Here is a 17,106-nt window from a genome sequence, read left to right on the forward strand (position 1 = left end):
ACAACATAAAAAACTCCTACCTGTTTTATGATAGGAGTTTCCGGACCATATTTCAATGTTAAGCTCTTAAATCCAGCCTCTGAAGCGGCTCGCCTCAGCCATTTTTCTTACGCCGACCATGTAGGCAGCAAGGCGCATATCGACACGGCGAGTTTGGGCTGTATCATAAATATTTTTAAATGATTTAACCATAACTTTTTCAAGCTTTTCTTCTACTTCTTCCTCTGTCCAATAATAGCCTTGATTATTTTGAACCCATTCAAAGTAAGAGACAGTAACTCCACCAGCGGATGCTAGAACATCCGGTACAAGAAGGATACCACGCTCCGTTAATATTTCTGTCGCCTCTAAGGTAGTTGGGCCGTTTGCAGCTTCAACCACGATACTCGCACGAATGTTATGAGCATTCTCAGCGGTGATTTGATTCTCAATTGCGGCTGGCACAAGGATATCACACTCAAGTTCGAGGAGTTCTTTATTTGTAATAGTATTATTAAATAGTTTTGTTACAGTGCCAAAGCTGTCTCTTCTATCTAAAAGATAATCAATATCTAGACCGTTTGGATCGTATAATGCACCGTAGGCATCCGAAATCCCTACAACCTTTGCCCCTGCATCGTGCATGAATTTTGACAGATAGCTTCCTGCATTACCAAAACCTTGGACTACAACTCTTGCACCTTCGATTTGAATTCCCTTCTTTTGGGCTGCTTCACGAATACAGATAGTTACACCTTTTGCCGTCGCTGATTCACGTCCATGTGATCCTCCAAGAACAAGCGGTTTACCTGTGATAAACCCTGGGGAGTTAAATTCATCAATTCGGCTGTATTCATCCATCATCCAAGCCATGATTTGTGAATTAGTAAATACGTCTGGTGCTGGGATATCTTTTGTTGGTCCAACAATTTGACTAATAGCTCGTACGTATCCACGGCTTAATCTTTCAAGCTCTCTAAAAGACATATCACGCGGATCGCAGATGATTCCACCTTTTCCTCCGCCATATGGAAGGTCAACAATACCACATTTCAAACTCATCCAAATTGAAAGGGCTTTCACTTCTGTCTCTGTTACACCCGGATGGAACCGAATTCCGCCCTTAGTCGGCCCAACGGCATCATTATGCTGTGCACGGTAGCCAGTAAATATTTTTATAGAACCGTCATCCATTCTAATTGGAATTTTCACTGTCATCATACGTAACGGCTCTTTCAAGAGCTCGTAAACCTCTTCAGGATAACCTAACTTTTCAAGGGCCTTATGAATAACAGTCTGTGTTGATTTTAACACATCATGCTTTCCCTCTTGATTAGTTTTTTCATTTGCTTTTTCGGCTACCATTTGTAATCCTCCTAGAAATTGCTTTTACGAATGTTGTCCGCTTTCAGACACAAGTATACACCTTTAAATGATTTATGCAAGAAGAAAAACATACTTTTATTCATTTTATTCATCTCATATGTAAACGCTGCCATCCATGATTTATTAAATAATTTTATGGATAGCATTTGTACAAAAAGTCTAGTTCATCCAACCAATTATTATTTAAAAAAATGCAGAATCGTTTCCACCGCTTTATCTTCAATAATACTTTTTCCGTATTCTGAAAGGACATGTGGACTAATAATTGAGGCATTGCCATATTCTGAAAAAACACACGCTGCCTGTTCATTTTTAGAAACATCAAATTTAACCATTAAAAAGTAATAACGGTTGTTCAGAGTATATAGGCTTCCGCCCAAAATATTCATAGATGACAGCCTCTTTGCAAGATCTATAATATCCTCAAATTCCTCAAATTCGTATATGAGGTCATCAAAGCCTCCTACACTTACTTGCATTTCAATAAATCCATCATATAACATTTCTTCATCTTCTTCTACTTCATTTACAGTTATGATCATGATCATCCCTTGTGCCTGAAGGGAGAAAATTTCAACTGCTACAGACCCCTGAATATCTACATCGAATTCCTCACTGGCTTCTTCAAGCATATCGTGAAAGAGCTGGTTCCATTTGCTTGAATCCTTCCAAATATCTTCCTTAGAAAGTCCCCTATCAATTAAATCATCAGAGGTTAAAAAAATTTTAATTTTATTGGCTGTTAAGCGTTCTAAGCGCATGCTTTTGCCCCCTGCCGTGACATCACTCTTGTTTGTAGTGTATGCCTCAGGGCTCTGTTGGTGAATTGTCTACATTCCCCTTACTCTGTTGGACCATTCTTTAGCGTAAGTAAATGACATTCTGCAGGGGCGCCTAACCTCAAGGGGACAGTTGTTGTTCCATATCCATTACTAATTAATTGGGTCACATTTTGAAGTTTTTTTAGACCGCCTCTTTTATAAGGACTATACCCAAAAAGATGAATTTGTCCGCCATGGGTATGTCCACTTAATACGAGGCTTATTTGGTGATCGGGTAAAATCTTATTTGTAATGTTTGGAAAATGGCTAACCAGTATTTTAAAGCTTTTTTCTTCCGCATCAAATAGGGCCAACTCTAGCCGGTCCCGTTTTTGACTCATATCATCTACCCCAAGTAGACATAATTTTTCACCTTCATTTGATTCAAAAGTGACTGAGGTATTTGCTAAAACTTTTATTCCATTAACCAGAAGAATCGCATCCAATTCATGATAGTCTACTTCATAGTCATTGTTTCCCCAAACAAAATATACTGGTCCAATTTGTTTTAATCTCGTTAAGTTGGTTTTAACTCTAGAAATAGGAACACCCTTCTCGGTTAAATCTCCACCGATAATTACAATATCTGCCTTCCCTTTAACGTTATTGATAATCGTTTCTGAGATTGTTCTCCTATGTATATCTGAAATAAAAAAGATGGAAACCTTCCCAAATGTCGTGGGAAACTCAGGAAAATAGATTTCTTGTTCTACCACTATATTTAAAAATGCCTGCTTTAGCATATATATAAGCAGGAGGATAACTCCTATAATAATCAAGCTGACGAAAAAAATAACCATTTACATTTCTCCTCATATTCTCTTTAATTTTCTACGGAAATCATACCATAAAGAAGACCTAAACTAAAAAAGATGATGGCCTGTTCCCATCCAAAATTGAAAATCAAGTACAAAATAAAACCAAAACAACAATATTCCAATAAAATTGGTAATCTCCATGGAATCTGTTTTCGCCATGCCTTTTTCGTTCTCGATATTGTTCCTCTTATTAAGTCGCCATTTAATAACATGCCAATAAATAAAGCGATTGCGGCTGCAAAGAATTGTAATGGCTTAATGACAATTCCAATAAAAAAGTCTGAAAGTACAAATGGATGTGGTATCGTAATCCATTTCGTAACTAAGTATCCACATAATAAAACAATTAAAAATTTAACTAATTTTTTCAACATAAAAACTCCCCCCATAAAAATATATGAGAAGGAGTTTCTTTTTTTCCTTTATTTCTTGTTATTCATCTTCTTCAATGCTTAAGATACGGAATCCATGCTCTTCAAGCTTCTTTGTAAATCGATCAATATTGTCTTTCTTTTCAATCTTCATAACAATTCTTCGTACAAGTCTATCGGTTTCATCAAAGGTGACAAGAGAAATAATATGCTCGTGGAATTGGTGAGCAATTTCTGAAAGACGGGCAATCCGACCTTCCGTCTCAACCGATGTAAAAGCAATTCTGACGCCTGGGCGGTTAACGCCAAATGCGCTCTCGAAAGAGCTTAACACATCTGATCGTGTAACAACCCCAAGAAAATGATGATTTGAATCAACCACAGCTAATAATGGGAAATCTTTTAAATCTAGGAGTGTTTTTTCAAATAATTCTGAGCCCTGTAAAAACTTCTCTTGGTGACTGGCAATGTCTTTTACTACTGTCAAGTTTAAATAGTCATTCTTTGTTTTATTCGAAAGGAAATAATTTTCATAGATGCTGTACCTTGTAACAACGCCCACATACTGCTCACCTTGTAAAATTGGTAACCCATCTATTTGATGTTCTTCCAGTCTTTCCAAAGCCTCTTTTAGTGTGACCTCAGCTTGTACAGTAAAGCATTCATGCTTTGGTATCATAATATTTTTTACGAACAATTCCCATCACCTCAAAGTAATTATCCTTCTTATTTTATTATACTTCTACACAATAGTGAAAAACCCTCTCACATATTAAAGTTTTATGTCATGTCAAAAAAAAAACTTCATATATTTAAATGATATTGAAAAAAGGGGGGCAACTATGCACACTCATCATAAAGTCTACCATCCGTATGTAAGTCCGTTTGATCCCTGCAAGCCGATACTTGAAAAGACCTATTCAACTCCTCCTCATTTATATATAGGATTTCAACCACCAAATTTACCGCAATTTTCACCTCTTGAGGCCCTGAAAGCAGGCACGCTTTGGAAGGATTTTTATGATCCATATTACAATGCTTTGGAAAAAGCAGGAGGAGGGCTGCCGACGTGAAACAAGTACCGGCAGAATATTATCAAATAATGGAACAGCTTCAAGCTGTCGACTTCGTCCTTGTTGAACTTACCTTATATTTAGATACCCATAATGATGACCTTGAAGCTATTAACCAATTTAATCATTATGTTAAAGAAAGAAAACGCCTTAAAAAAACATTCGAAAGTCAATTTGGTCCTTTGCAGCAATACGGCAACAGTTATTCAGGGTACCCTTGGAATTGGGATAATACTCCATGGCCTTGGCAGGTTTAAAGAAATGGGAGGGATTATGTTAAATGTGGATATATGAAAAGAAGCTGCAATATCCTGTCCGAGTCAGTACCTGTAATCCGACTCTCGCAAAGTATTTAATTGAGCAATATGGCGGAGCTGACGGGGAACTGGCAGCCGCTTTACGATATTTAAATCAAAGATACACCATTCCCGATAAGGTAATCGGCCTTCTGACAGATATCGGAACGGAAGAATTTGCCCACCTCGAAATGATTGCTACAATGGTGTACAAATTAACAAAAGATGCCACACCAGAGCAAATGAAAGCAGCAGGTCTTGCAGCACATTATGCAGACCATGATAGCGCATTGTACTATCATAACGCTGCAGGAGTACCTTTCACGGCTACCTATATAACTGCAAAGGGTGACCCAATTGCTGATTTATATGAGGATATTGCAGCAGAAGAAAAGGCAAGAGCCACCTATCAATGGCTAATTAACTTAAGTGACGACCCAGATATTAATGATAGTCTTCGCTTTTTACGTGAACGTGAAATTATTCATTCTCAGCGCTTCAGAGAGGCAGTAGAAATTTTAAAAGAGGAACGTGATAAGAAGAAGTTCTTCTGATGCATTAAGAAGCAGATGGCTCTGCTTCTTATTTCTTTTCATGGTAAAGATTTATATCATAATGTTTTTTCATCACTTCGAAAACTAAATGACGGCTTTTCCATTCTTCTTCTTTTTTCCAGTAATCCTTGCTGCGGTCAACGATTTCACACCGTAATTCATGATATTCCTTCTCTGCTTTATCTTTTTTTTCTTTCAATAAATTCATGGTTCCATACATTCCAACAGTGAAAACTAAAAAAGTAAAATTTCTAGAATCGTTAACAAAAGCAGAAAACATCTCGGCAAATGAATAAGAATAAACACTGGCAACTGTAACATACAAATAAATGAAAAAGCTTGATGCTAAGATGATCGTTCCCCAGATAGATAATTTATGACGCCGTTTGAACCTGTCAAACTTTTCTTTTCTTTTCCTTACATTTTCAAGTGCCTGCTTAGTGGCTTGATCCGTATTTTCAAGTAATTGGATTGGAGAATCCATATTATCACCCTCCATTTCTCCGTATATAAATATGAACTTGTCCTTAATAATATGTTTTTTTAATAAAAGGTTTTAAAAATATTAATAAATAGGATTTTCAACTAGTCTGTTGATTTGCGCTCCAGGCGCTTCGCTTTCCGCGGGCGTGCCGGGGAGCGGAAATCAACAGGCCCAGTCGCATGGACAATCTTTTTATAAAAATGAAAAATTGCCGAGAAAAGTAATATTTCTCGACAATCCGATGATCTAAAAAAAGATCGGTTAGTTATTTAATGGTATTTTTAAAACTTGACCTGCATTTATACTATCACCCTGAATATGATTAGCCTGTTTAATAATCTCCATCCCTGTTTGTGAATGATAATACTCCATTGCGATATGATATAACGTTTCCTTAGGCTGAACTGTATGATAAACAATTCTACTTTTTTTTGGAATAATAGTGGGTGATGGGCTCTTTTTTGTTTCCTGAACAGGCTGGCTATTCTTATCTCCTGCCTTATTATCGGATATTCTTTGATTCGCGCTAGAGCCTTGATCAGGAGAATTTACTTGTGCACTATTTTCTTCAGGTTTAGTGGTTTCGGTATTTTCCTGATTTACTACTGCCTGCTCCTCTTCCACCTGTTTATCTTTTTCTTCACTATCATTTTTTTCTAGATTAATAGTTTCATAACCGACAGAATCATTTGAGGTTTTTACGGTATTGTTTATTTTCTTTCCATCCAAATATGATATAACACTAAAAATAATAACAGGAAGAAGGATAAAGAAAAGAACCAATAAACGAATGACCGGGTATTTAAGCTTCCATTTTGTTTTCTTCTTTTTCTGTCGATGCAACTGCTCCCTAGGCGGCAGCTGGTCGGTGTCATCTATTTTTTCATTAATTTTTTGAATCCGCTGTTTTAATCTCTCAGCTTGATCACGATATGGTTCCTCTTTATTCACGTGGAAACTCCTTTCTCATCAACATTACCTGGTGAACGCCTAAATTTTATATAAATGCCTAACAGAAAATCAATTACAAAATGCATCATTATCGTTACTGCCAAATTATCAGTCCACTCATAAATCATACCGATCACAAAACTTAGGACGACAATATTTAAAAATAAGAACCAATTAAAAAGATAGCGATAATGAACGATTGCAAAAATAAGACTTGCTAATAAAAGCCCGACTTTTGTTTGAATGATTCCTCGAAATAAAAGTTCCTCACTAAAAGCAACAAAGGCGGCAATCATGAGAATATGAAGAATGTTTCTATTTTTAAATATTCTTTCATTTAATCCCCCATCATCATAAAAAGAGGGCGGTAAATATCTCATTAAGATTAAGTCGATTATAACAATTGCTATACCTGCTGGAAGACCGATTATTATAATATTAAAGTCGTTTAATTGTAACTGCTTTAAATAGGCGAATTGATCAAATAGAATAACCCCTAAAATAAACGAAATAGCTAAAAGTATGATTTGCGTCAGATAGAGGTGAAGAAGCAATTCTTTGTCCGTTAGGCTTTTTATCAGTTCATTATACTTCTTTTTCATTCTCTCAGCTCATTCTTCAATAAGATTTTCCCTAGGTAGTCCATCCATGACTCTTTAGCTCTAATTTCTATTGGTTGGTTACTATAAGATTGATAGTCACTCAGCTGTAGTCCACACTGGTCGCAGCATGGAATAACTTTATCTGACAATTCATCATCAAAATAATGCAAAATAAATTCTCTTCTGCACGATTTTAATTCAACCAATGTTTTCATTTGCAAAATTTTGTTTATTTTTGCAGCTAGTCTATTCTTCACAAATAACTTAATGGTTTTTTGAAGTTCTGTTTGACTGACTTGGGGTGTATCATTAATCATTTCCTCCATTATCCGCCACTGAATTTCATTAAAACCTCCAAGCTCTTTTAAGTGATTATTTAGACGATGCTTTCCATCCATATGAGAACTTTCCTTATCTATATTCGAGAATAGCCAATCAATTTGCTGGTCAGCAGGTAGTTCTCCCATTGCCAACTGGATGGGAAGCTGCTCGTCCCCAGGTGAGTAGAGTAAAATAGCAATACTTTGCTTCCCATCACGGCCAGCTCTGCCAATTTCCTGAAGATATGATTCAATTTGCATTGGCATGTGATAGTGAATGATAAATCGGATATTTTCTTTATTTACACCCATTCCAAACGCACTTGTTGCACAGATGACGTCAAGCTGACCATGAATAAATTGCTGTTGAATTAAGACTCTTGTATTTTGGTCCTGACCTCCGTGATAGGCCATTGCCTGACAAATTCCTTTTTCTGCAATGATAGAAGCCATTTGTTCGGCTGATTTTTTACTTGAAAAATAAATTATGCCTGGTTTCTCCAACTTTGAAACAAGGTCTATTACTCGGTTTTGTTTTTCATGGTAATCAGTTAATTCTTCTACCATTAAAGCAATATTCGGACGATCAATAGTGGATTCTACTTTTCGTAGATTGTCAATACCGAGTGATTGAATGATGTCCCGTCTCACTTGTTTTGTTGCTGTTGCAGTTAAAGCAAGTGTAAGAGGTTCCCCTAACTTTCGGCGAATATCTCCTAATTTGGAATAATCAGGGCGGAAATCAAATCCCCATTGTGAAATACAATGGGCTTCATCTACTACAAATAACGAAATAGTTAACTCACTCAACTTTCGTAAAATATAAGGAACCTTCAACATTTCCGGTGATATAAAGATGAACTTAAATTTATTTAACTTGCGCAGCACATCATTTTTTTCCTCTTGAGTTAGAAAAGAGTTCAAAGCAACAACTCTTTTTTCACCAAAACGCTTAAATTGCTCAACTTGATCCTGCATCAAAGAAAGGAGTGGAGAAATAATTAAGACATGCCCGCTTAGGATAAGTCCTGGAAGTTGATAACACAAGGATTTCCCTGTACCAGTTGGGAGCATGGCTAAGGTATGCTGCCCTGCTAATAGGGATGAAATTACTTCCTTTTGCCCGGTTTTAAATGATTCATAACCAAAATGTTCTTTTAAAAGCTTTTCTAATTCCATGATCGATCACCATACTTCGCCAACACTAACCTTATTTGAAAGTAACTAACAGAATTCACTTTGTCCCGAATCAACTTAAGTTGTCGAGTATCAGATTGCCGTGAAACTTCCAGGATTATCTCCTGTAAATTTCTATCCACATAGTCGTCTATAGAAAAATCATCCAAGTGTAGGGCAAACTCAACAAAATGATCCTCAATAGTACTCATTTTTAAATTCCTTTTATCGGCAATCACCTCAGGAGAATAACCTTGATTAAAAAGATTCCAAGTCTTCCTTGAGGACAGCGTTAATTCATTACTTTGTTCTAAATGGTCGATAAGAGACGATAGGATTGGATATTGTATTGTATCGCTGCTAATCTTATTAATTAAATAATGAAGGATATTAACAAATTCAATATCATAATCATGAATATCCATTTTTAGCTTTTTAGCAGTCTGACTAGAAGTCAGACCAATTTGTTGAAAACCTGTTAATCTAAAGATGATGACCGATGGATCAATATCATTAGCACCAGTAAAACATTCAACTAGCTCGGAATATACTCTTTTACCTATTGTTTGTCTCGGTACTTGGATAACCTTTAATAACGATTTTAACCATATATGAACATCCTTGCTTTTCTGAATGGGGCTATATTTGGTTTCTTGATACACAAAATTCGAAGCAACCTGTATTAATAATGATAACCTTTCCCAAAATAAAGTAGTAAACAGGTGATAGCTCCAACCATTAAGATATTGAGGCAATTGATTGTTATTTAAATATAGCTCTCCACTAGGAGTAATAATAAATCGGTGCTCTCCGGAATTGTTAATCCACTGTTTTTCTAACATAGTATCAATTTTATTTTCAAAGGATTCACGAGTTAGAGTATCGTAAATTCCAAAGAATTTTTTAAGTGAAAATAAATGAGCGTCTTGGATAGTTTGGGATGATTTTTTTCCATTTAATAGATGAAAAATGGAATATATTGTCCTTTCATTATTCAATTTCTTTAAACAATATAGAAGAATTGATTCAAAATGATTCATCCCACCCACCACTTTTTCAAAAGGTATCGACAATGTTCCTATTTTTCTTTCTTATTTTAACATGAAACGTCGAAACATGTTGTTCCAAAATGTAAAAGTGTTGGTAGAGACAAAAAATGCAAACCGATTTATTTAAAACGATTTTTCTATTGAAAAGTTACTCATACAGTTTTACAATAGATATGAGTAATGCGTTTCCATATACTATGGAATAATTTTTGTTATATTACTGGGAGGTTTTTTTTCATGGCAAAGTACACAATTGTTGACAAGGAAACATGCATCGCATGCGGCGCATGTGGCGCAGCAGCACCAGATATTTACGATTACGATGATGAAGGCATTGCATTCGTAACTCTTGACGATAATGAAGGTATCGTTGAAATTCCAGATGTATTAATCGATGACATGATGGATGCATTTGAAGGCTGCCCTACTGATTCCATTAAGGTTGCTGACGAGGCATTTGATGGTAATCCAACTAAATTTGAATAATATTTTGTCAAAAATATATTCTTAAGCTACTAGCCCTTGCCTAATGATAGGTGAGGGTTTTTACATTTTTCACAAATAAAGGCAACCAGATTTCACTCAGGTTGCCTTTATTTCAATTTATGCGTTTTTCACGATTGTCAACTTATTAATCCATGCTTGCATCTTAATGAACATCAACATAAAGATGACGGACATCATGACACCTTTTACAATATTAAACGGTAAGATACCTGGCACCACCACATTGCGCATATCTGGAAAACCCATTAGAGCTGTGTAGGCTGGTAAAATGATAAAGTAATTTAAGATACTCATCATAATTGCCATTGTAATCGTTCCGAAGACTAAAGCTATTGTCATGCCTTTTCTAGTTTTTATCTTGTTATATACAAAATAGGTAGGCAGGATAAACATAATTCCTGAAAGAAAATTGGCGATATGTCCTACCGGTATCCCTGAAGGACTGCCTGTCGCAAAATAATTAAGTACATTTTTGAGAAACTCAACTACAATTCCTGCAATCGGTCCAAAAATTAATGCTGCAATCAATGCTGGGATATCACTGAAATCCACAGACAAGAAATTTGGGAATAGTGGCAGTGGAAAATAAATGAGCATTAATAAATAGGCTATACTGCTCAGCATTCCAATTGATACAAGTGCTTTAACGTTTGTTCTTTTCATTTTCTTCAACTTCCTCTCTCCTTTTTTTGATCCATCACGTTAGGAAGAGAGGTTCAGCAACAGATGCCCTGTATATAAAAATCCCCCAAGTAAAATCACTTGAGGGAGAACAAAGGCATGCTTAATAAACACTCGAAAAACAATTATTTTTGAATGTTTGCAGAACCTCTATCTTCTCCCATCCAGACTATACTGTCGGCTTTGGAATCGCACCAAATCCTGCCAAAAAGGCTCGCGGGCTTAAGAGTATTACTCTAATACCGCCGATCGGGAATTTCACCCTGCCCCGAAGATAGATCGATATGAAATTATAAAATTATTATACTTGAGAAATGGTATTTTGTTAAGTGATAAAAATTACAAAACCCGTAAACGAAAAAAGTTACGGGTCAAATAGCTACTTATTCAATTATTAATATTTGTTTCGGTCTAATCATATCTGACCGTAAATGGTTGATTTGCTTTATTCTATCCACAGAAACATTATTTTTTTTAGAGATTGAAAACAATGTATCCCCTTGTTTCACAACATACTGTTCAGTTATCACCGGTTTTGCATGTGTGCTTGCCTCTAAAACCCCCCTGCCCATGCTGGCAATTCCACCTTGAACCGTTTCCCCCACATCTGCTTTTCCTAAAAGCCTCTCTGGATTGATGGCATATTTCTTATCATATCTCCACTCTAACTCATGGGTTTCAAAATGAAGATGGATTCCAGTGGCTTGTCCGGTTTTCCCCATTTTGCCTAGGACATCACCTTGCTTTATATTTTGGCCAACAAAAACATTACGCCTATTTAAATGCGCATAAACTGTTACAATCCTACTTGGATGTATTATAAACACTACATTTCCGTATGTATTCGAAAAATAAGATTTGATTACAACCCCATCATCCACTGCAAGTATTGGTGTTTCCATTTTCCCAGCAATGTCAATGCCTTTATGTTTTCCTTGTCTTGTTCCGTATGTATCAGAGATAACTCCATCCGCTGGCCAAATCCAATGTTCCTTCATTTCGTTCAAACCTGCAGCTTGTGAATGTTTTCCACCTAAAAACAATAAACTCACACAAAGCGCCATAATAATGGCAATTAAAAACCTCTTTATGTAATCACGCATTTTAATACTTTTCCTCCTTAATTCTTCTACTCTCCTCCAAACCATATGTTCCCAGGTTCTAGTTTAGAACTTAGGGACTTTTTACGGCAGTTGAGCTTGAGCATACTTGTTATAATTTGGAGACAGTCACTATTTTATTCATAAATAAAGGCTCTTTTCGTAAGCTTTGTTGTTTCTGAAACTTAATAAGGTTTATTTACTAAGTTTCTAGGCAATTTTCGCAAATGTTCTTACGAAAAGATGCCACGAGGCTTCTAGTTATACGGGTTGATAAACTTATTCGGAAAACAACAATCTTTGCGAAAATAGCTTAAATAAAAAAATCAACCCGCTAGTGGTTGATTTCATTTTTATTGGATGTCGCGCATATTAGGAGCGATTGGCACCTTAATTTCCTTAGATAAATCAAATGGGCCTATATGACTTAAAGGAGAATTCTTTACGATAACCTTTTCAACTCCAAAATCTTTCGCAGTCAGCATCAATGCCTCAAAAGAGTATAAAGTGAGTTGATTATCCTTTAAAGATGAATCACTTTTAATAGAAATAAATAAGGTTTTATCCGAAATTGTCATATCATAAATCTTCAATGAGGGTATTAAAGAACTTTTCAATCCAAATTCAGGTTGGTCCGACTTCATCGCTTCCAAAGCAGTGCCGAAATCCTTATAGGTATTCTTGGATGGAGTTAAATATGGCAATTTACTGCCAGCAGGATAATAAAACAGGAAAGCATGATTCTTATCGATAACAATATTATGTTCTTGTTGTCTTCCGTAATTACCTAATTCAATGCCTGGTTGACCATTTGTTGTAAACTTTATCTTTTTAATATTACTATTTGATGCAATATCTTTTTGTAAGACATTTATAAAGTTTGTTTCAGTAGCCGATCCTTGTCCGTATAAGTGGTTCGAAGGCAGGTCAACAATGACACTATTATTATTTTTATCGAGCTGAAATGTCGCATTCAGCGGATAGAAATCACTTAAGCCCCATTCAGTTTCTTTTAGATTAGCCATTTTTTCAGCAAAAACCGAGATCCAAGATTTGTCGTTTGCGTTTGGAACGATAGTGGAAACAGGTATGAGAATCTGAGCCTGCTGGTCGGGTATCCAGTAAGTTAGCACCTTACCATTGCCCACTTCATCGTCATAGACGGCAGATTTTAAGCTTTCCGTTCTCATAAGCTCTGCCTTTGCTGTACCTGAAAACACCTTCTCCTTTTGGGAGGTATTAGTTTTATCCATTGCAATGCCTGCATCTTTTTTACTTTCCGCTTGCTCCATAGACTTTTTTTCCTGAGCATTATCAAAGGAATAATTTGTTCGATTCATTAAATTAGGCACTAATATAAGAAAAAGAAGCAAGGCTGCTGCAGTAGCGATACCAGGTAATAACCATGATATCGATTTGCGCTTTTTTATAGAAAGATTCTGGTAAATGTCACGAGGATCGCGATGATCTTGTATTTTTGGCATTTGCCTTAATAATTCCTCGAGCTGCTTATCGCTCCACTCTGACTTTTTCACGACTTAATCCCTCCTTTTCATAAAACGTTTCCATATGCTTCTTTAAAACTTTCAATGATCGATGCTGAGTTGTTTTTACTTTACTTTCGGTCCACCCTAAGGCATTTGCAGTTTCAGCAATGGATAAATCTTGTAAGTATCGTAAAATAATCACAGCTCGTTGATCCATTGTGCAGTGTTCTAAGCATTTGTAAACCCATTTAACTTCTTCTCTTTGAACAGTTATCTCCTCTGGAATAGGGTAGTCATCCTTTACCTGGTTGGTTGACCAATCAAATTTTTCGAGTACTCTTTCTTTCCAACCCTTTTGTTTACGAAAAAAGTCAATTGCCACATTCCTCGCTATTGAAAAGAGCCAGGTTTTTTCACTGCTTTTCCCCTCGAAGCGATTATAGGATTTAAATACTCTTATATAAACTTCCTGAACTAGATCCTCTGCGTGTTCTTTGTTTCTGACCATATAAAATAGAAATTGAAATACGTCATGATGATATTTTTGATAAAGTTCATCGAAAACGGAGTCCATCTATTCCCCTCCCCGTTCATTAATATTAGTCGATATTTATGTATAAAAGGTTTCACCCTATTAATATAGTCTTTTTCATGACAAAAAGGAAGGTATTTAATGGAAGCCTTTATTTAAAAGGTTGTATTAAACCTTGCTGTTGATTTCCGCTCCAGGCACTTCGCTTTCCGTGGGCGGTACGGTGGGCCTCCTCGTCGCTTCGCGCCTTCCGCTCCAATCAACGAGTTACAAAATTGACATAGATCTTTAACAGAGCCATTAAAAAAAGCCCATCCAATTTGGATGAACTTTAAATGTTTCTCGTGAATCAAGAACAATCGGCAAAATACTTGTTCTTTTTACTATTTTCGGGGTAACAAAAAGGAAAATGTCGTTCCATGTCCAAGCTTACTTTGAACAGAAATATGTCCACGGTGGGCATCAATAATATTTTTGGCAATAGCCAGTCCAAGACCGGTACCTGCTCTTCCCCGTGTCCTTGCTTTATCGGCTTTATAAAAACGTTCGAAAACGAATGGTAAATCTTCTTCTGGTATTCCAGAACCTGAGTCTGCAACTTCCATCCTAATTCCCTTTTCTTCTGACGATACGTTTAACCTAACAGAACCGCCCTTTGGAGTATGTCTAATGGCATTATCAATTAAGTTTGTTAATACCTGCTCAATTCGGTCTGGATCGAAGGAAACTGAGGATATTTGATCATCTATATCAGCCTGCAATTGAATATCGTTATCTTTAGCCAGTCCTTGAAATTTATGAATAATCCTATTAATGAAGGAAGATAGATTAACCTCATCGATCGTCAATTGGATATGTCCTGCTTCCATTCTCGCTAAGTCTAGAAGTTCATTTACAAGCCGTCCCATCCTGAGGGACTCATCATAGATAACCTTCGCCATTTCCTTTTTCTCTTCCTGTGATTCAGCAATATCATCAACAATCGCTTCACTATAGCCCTGTAACATCGAAATTGGGGTTCTAAGTTCATGAGAAACATTGGCAATAAAATCTTTTCTCATTTTTTCCAATTGTCTTTCCTTCGTCATGTCTCTTAATACAGCCACTGCCCCACGAATAAACCGATTACTGTATAAAGGGCTAACGAGAATAACCCAATGGCGGCCTTGAAGGGAAATCTCCCCAACCTGTTCTTTTTCCGTATCAACCGCTTGCTGAAAAAGTTCCATTACTTGCGATGGAATAGCCTCTGAACCAGATTCCGACTCACCTTTTTCATAGTACCAGTATTGAAGAAATCTGTCTGCAGGTGGATTTGTTATTAAAATTGTCCCATCGCGATTAAAGGTTATTACTCCATCTGCCATACTGCTTAAGATACTAGCAAGCTGTTCTTTTTCCTGGCTAAGAGCATTCATATTGAACTTCAATTGCCGTCCCATTTGATTAAAAGCTGTAGCCAGTTCTCCAATTTCATCATGGGTAAGAATGGGAACTTTTGTATCAAACTTCCCTCTAGCCACTTCAAAGGCTGCTTCTCTCATTTTTCTTAATGGCGCTGTTATTCTTGTTGATAAAAAAAAGGCAAAAATAGTTGTCAGAATAATTGCAACAGCCGCGACAAGTAAAATAAATCTTGTTGTAGAGCGGGATGTCTCTTGCATATCTTCCAAGGATTGATAAATAAAAACGGCGCCATTTTTATCATCCGTTAAATGAAGAGGTACTCCAATAATTGAATAATTAGCATCTTCATTATTCTTGTTTTTATTTGAAGAGAGGTTTGAGATTTTTTCGACAGTGATGTTTTTATTAAATACTTTAGATAATTCCGAGTCACTTTTAATATCAGTAATGGATAATTTCTTTCCTTTTTCCGTGTTAGGAGAGTAATATATTTCGTGATTGTTTTTTACAATTAACACTTTGGTATCATTATCGATGATCTCCCAAGATATTTCTAACCCTAACGGAAATTTTTCATCTGGATGGTTTTCCAGAACACGGGCAATTTTTTCAGCTGTATGTGTTAATTCATTTTTTGTTAACTTGATGTTATTGTTTTGGGTGTATTCCAAAAGCATGACAGTTAAGATAAATAGTACAAATGATACTAATAAAAGAATGGTAAACCAAAGTTTACCTACAACACTTCGTAAAAAGGTCATTCATTAACTACCTCAAATTTGTACCCTACGCCCCAAACTGTTACAATCATTCTTGCAGCTTCCTCAGACACTTTGTTTAACTTTTCACGGAGACGCTTTACATGCGTATCAACGGTACGCAGATCACCAAAAAATTCATAATGCCAAACTTCTTTTAATAACTGTTCACGGTCAAATACTTTATCTGGTGCTTTTGCAAGAAAATAAAGCAATTCATATTCCTTAGGTGTTAAACTCACCTCTTTACCGTCAGCTGTCACTCTATGGGCATCATTATCTATTGTTAAGTGTGGAAACACAATAACATCTTTTGTTGTTGTTTCTGTTTGCAGGTAGCTTGTTTGCGAAGATCTTCTTAAAAGTGCTTTTACACGTAAAACCACTTCTCTTGGACTGAAAGGCTTCACAATATAATCGTCGGTTCCAACTTCAAACCCCTGAACGCGATTTACCTCTTCACCTTTAGCCGTTAACATAATGACCGGAGTAGCTTTTTTGTCCCTTAGCTCGCGGCAAACCTCAATTCCATCTTTGCCTGGCATCATTAAATCGAGGAGAATGACATCATAGTCATTTGCCAACGCTTTTGTTAAAGCCTCATTTCCATCTTCTGCTTCATCAATGGTATATTCTTCACGCTCTAAATACATTTTCAATAAGCGGCGAATTCTTTCTTCATCATCTACTACTAAGATTTTCACGTCTTTATCCATTATTAATCCCCCCATGGAGTTTATTTTACAAAAGGTAA

At 36.3% G+C, this 17,106-nt stretch carries 20 protein-coding genes and 1 riboswitch; of the genes, 4 read left to right on the forward strand and 16 right to left on the reverse strand.

From position 1 onward, the window contains the following. Positions 1-66 precede the first annotated feature (66 nt). The 5 genes from ABES02_RS25475 to ABES02_RS25495 all read right to left on the reverse strand — a co-directional run bounded on the left by ABES02_RS25475 (position 67) and on the right by ABES02_RS25495 (position 4,072). Positions 67-1,344, reverse strand: coding sequence for a Glu/Leu/Phe/Val family dehydrogenase (locus ABES02_RS25475; RefSeq protein WP_430140568.1), 1,278 nt, complete (start codon positions 1,342-1,344; stop codon positions 67-69). A 200-nt stretch (positions 1,345-1,544) separates the two neighbouring features. Next, positions 1,545-2,126 carry a genetic competence negative regulator gene (locus tag ABES02_RS25480; protein WP_430140569.1) on the reverse strand — a complete coding sequence of 194 codons (582 nt, stop codon included), beginning with the start codon at positions 2,124-2,126 and terminating at the stop codon, positions 1,545-1,547. Positions 2,127-2,206: 80 nt separating this feature from the next. Beyond that, positions 2,207-2,986, reverse strand: a complete 780-nt coding sequence (locus ABES02_RS25485) for a metallophosphoesterase (protein WP_430140570.1) — start codon at positions 2,984-2,986, stop codon at positions 2,207-2,209. A 23-nt stretch (positions 2,987-3,009) separates the two neighbouring features. Continuing rightward, on the reverse strand, positions 3,010-3,378 hold the full coding sequence (locus tag ABES02_RS25490; RefSeq protein WP_430140571.1) for a hypothetical protein: 369 nt from the start codon (positions 3,376-3,378) through the stop codon (positions 3,010-3,012). Between the two features lie 58 nt (positions 3,379-3,436). Then, positions 3,437-4,072 carry a CBS domain-containing protein gene (locus ABES02_RS25495; protein WP_430140572.1) on the reverse strand — a complete coding sequence of 212 codons (636 nt, stop codon included), beginning with the start codon at positions 4,070-4,072 and terminating at the stop codon, positions 3,437-3,439. Between the two features lie 145 nt (positions 4,073-4,217). Here ABES02_RS25495 and ABES02_RS25500 point away from each other — a divergent pair, with 145 nt between their 5' ends. From ABES02_RS25500 to cotJC, 3 genes are read left to right on the forward strand one after another with little or no spacing between them, the layout of a single operon-like run. Further along, entirely contained in the window at positions 4,218-4,448 is a 231-nt protein-coding gene (locus tag ABES02_RS25500) for a spore coat associated protein CotJA (RefSeq protein ID WP_430140573.1), read from the forward strand. Then, positions 4,445-4,705 (forward strand): spore coat protein CotJB, encoded by a 261-nt coding sequence (locus ABES02_RS25505; RefSeq protein ID WP_430140574.1) that lies wholly within the window; start codon positions 4,445-4,447, stop codon positions 4,703-4,705. Before ABES02_RS25500 ends, ABES02_RS25505 begins: the two co-directional genes overlap by 4 nt. A gap of 23 nt (positions 4,706-4,728) precedes the next feature. After that, positions 4,729-5,298 carry a spore coat protein CotJC gene (gene cotJC, locus ABES02_RS25510; protein ID WP_430140575.1) on the forward strand — a complete coding sequence of 190 codons (570 nt, stop codon included), beginning with the start codon at positions 4,729-4,731 and terminating at the stop codon, positions 5,296-5,298. Between the two features lie 28 nt (positions 5,299-5,326). On the opposite strand, the gene ABES02_RS25515 is transcribed toward cotJC, so the two are convergent. From ABES02_RS25515 to ABES02_RS25535, 5 genes are all read right to left on the reverse strand, one after another. Continuing rightward, positions 5,327-5,782 carry a YpbF family protein gene (locus tag ABES02_RS25515; protein WP_430140576.1) on the reverse strand — a complete coding sequence of 152 codons (456 nt, stop codon included), beginning with the start codon at positions 5,780-5,782 and terminating at the stop codon, positions 5,327-5,329. 261 nt (positions 5,783-6,043) lie between these two features. Beyond that, positions 6,044-6,733 carry a LysM peptidoglycan-binding domain-containing protein gene (locus ABES02_RS25520; RefSeq protein WP_430140577.1) on the reverse strand — a complete coding sequence of 230 codons (690 nt, stop codon included), beginning with the start codon at positions 6,731-6,733 and terminating at the stop codon, positions 6,044-6,046. After that, on the reverse strand, positions 6,730-7,335 hold the full coding sequence (locus ABES02_RS25525; protein WP_430140578.1) for a CPBP family intramembrane glutamic endopeptidase: 606 nt from the start codon (positions 7,333-7,335) through the stop codon (positions 6,730-6,732). Before ABES02_RS25525 ends, ABES02_RS25520 begins: the two co-directional genes overlap by 4 nt. Then, positions 7,332-8,834 carry a RecQ family ATP-dependent DNA helicase gene (locus ABES02_RS25530; protein ID WP_430140579.1) on the reverse strand — a complete coding sequence of 501 codons (1,503 nt, stop codon included), beginning with the start codon at positions 8,832-8,834 and terminating at the stop codon, positions 7,332-7,334. The genes ABES02_RS25525 and ABES02_RS25530 overlap by 4 nt, the downstream gene beginning before the upstream one ends. Next, positions 8,825-9,871, reverse strand: coding sequence for a helix-turn-helix domain-containing protein (locus ABES02_RS25535; RefSeq protein ID WP_430140580.1), 1,047 nt, complete (start codon positions 9,869-9,871; stop codon positions 8,825-8,827). Before ABES02_RS25535 ends, ABES02_RS25530 begins: the two co-directional genes overlap by 10 nt. Before the next feature lie 246 nt (positions 9,872-10,117). Between ABES02_RS25535 and ABES02_RS25540 the strand changes: the two genes are divergently transcribed. Then, positions 10,118-10,366, forward strand: coding sequence for a ferredoxin (locus tag ABES02_RS25540; protein ID WP_024030326.1), 249 nt, complete (start codon positions 10,118-10,120; stop codon positions 10,364-10,366). A gap of 117 nt (positions 10,367-10,483) precedes the next feature. Here ABES02_RS25540 and ABES02_RS25545 read toward each other — a convergent pair whose 3' ends face one another. The 6 genes from ABES02_RS25545 to ABES02_RS25570 all read right to left on the reverse strand — a co-directional run bounded on the left by ABES02_RS25545 (position 10,484) and on the right by ABES02_RS25570 (position 17,068). Next, positions 10,484-11,050 (reverse strand): ECF transporter S component, encoded by a 567-nt coding sequence (locus ABES02_RS25545; RefSeq protein ID WP_430140684.1) that lies wholly within the window; start codon positions 11,048-11,050, stop codon positions 10,484-10,486. Positions 11,051-11,216: 166 nt separating this feature from the next. Further along, positions 11,217-11,348, reverse strand: a riboswitch (FMN riboswitch). Between the two features lie 103 nt (positions 11,349-11,451). Continuing rightward, positions 11,452-12,171: a peptidoglycan DD-metalloendopeptidase family protein gene (locus ABES02_RS25550; RefSeq protein ID WP_430140581.1), complete on the reverse strand. Its 720-nt coding sequence runs from the start codon at positions 12,169-12,171 to the stop codon at positions 11,452-11,454. Positions 12,172-12,521: 350 nt separating this feature from the next. Continuing rightward, the gene (locus tag ABES02_RS25555; protein WP_430140582.1) at positions 12,522-13,703 is read right to left on the reverse strand and encodes a hypothetical protein; all 1,182 of its coding nucleotides are present in this window, start codon (positions 13,701-13,703) and stop codon (positions 12,522-12,524) included. Further along, on the reverse strand, positions 13,678-14,229 hold the full coding sequence (gene sigX / locus ABES02_RS25560; RefSeq protein WP_430140583.1) for an RNA polymerase sigma factor SigX: 552 nt from the start codon (positions 14,227-14,229) through the stop codon (positions 13,678-13,680). Before sigX ends, ABES02_RS25555 begins: the two co-directional genes overlap by 26 nt. A 341-nt stretch (positions 14,230-14,570) precedes the next feature. Continuing rightward, positions 14,571-16,355 (reverse strand): ATP-binding protein, encoded by a 1,785-nt coding sequence (locus ABES02_RS25565; protein ID WP_430140584.1) that lies wholly within the window; start codon positions 16,353-16,355, stop codon positions 14,571-14,573. Further along, positions 16,352-17,068, reverse strand: coding sequence for a response regulator transcription factor (locus tag ABES02_RS25570; RefSeq protein WP_430140585.1), 717 nt, complete (start codon positions 17,066-17,068; stop codon positions 16,352-16,354). The genes ABES02_RS25565 and ABES02_RS25570 overlap by 4 nt, the downstream gene beginning before the upstream one ends. Positions 17,069-17,106: the final 38 nt, after the last annotated feature.

It is taken from the genome of Neobacillus pocheonensis, assembly GCF_050477905.1.
GTDB lineage: Bacteria > Bacillota > Bacilli > Bacillales > Cytobacillaceae > Neobacillus > Neobacillus pocheonensis_A.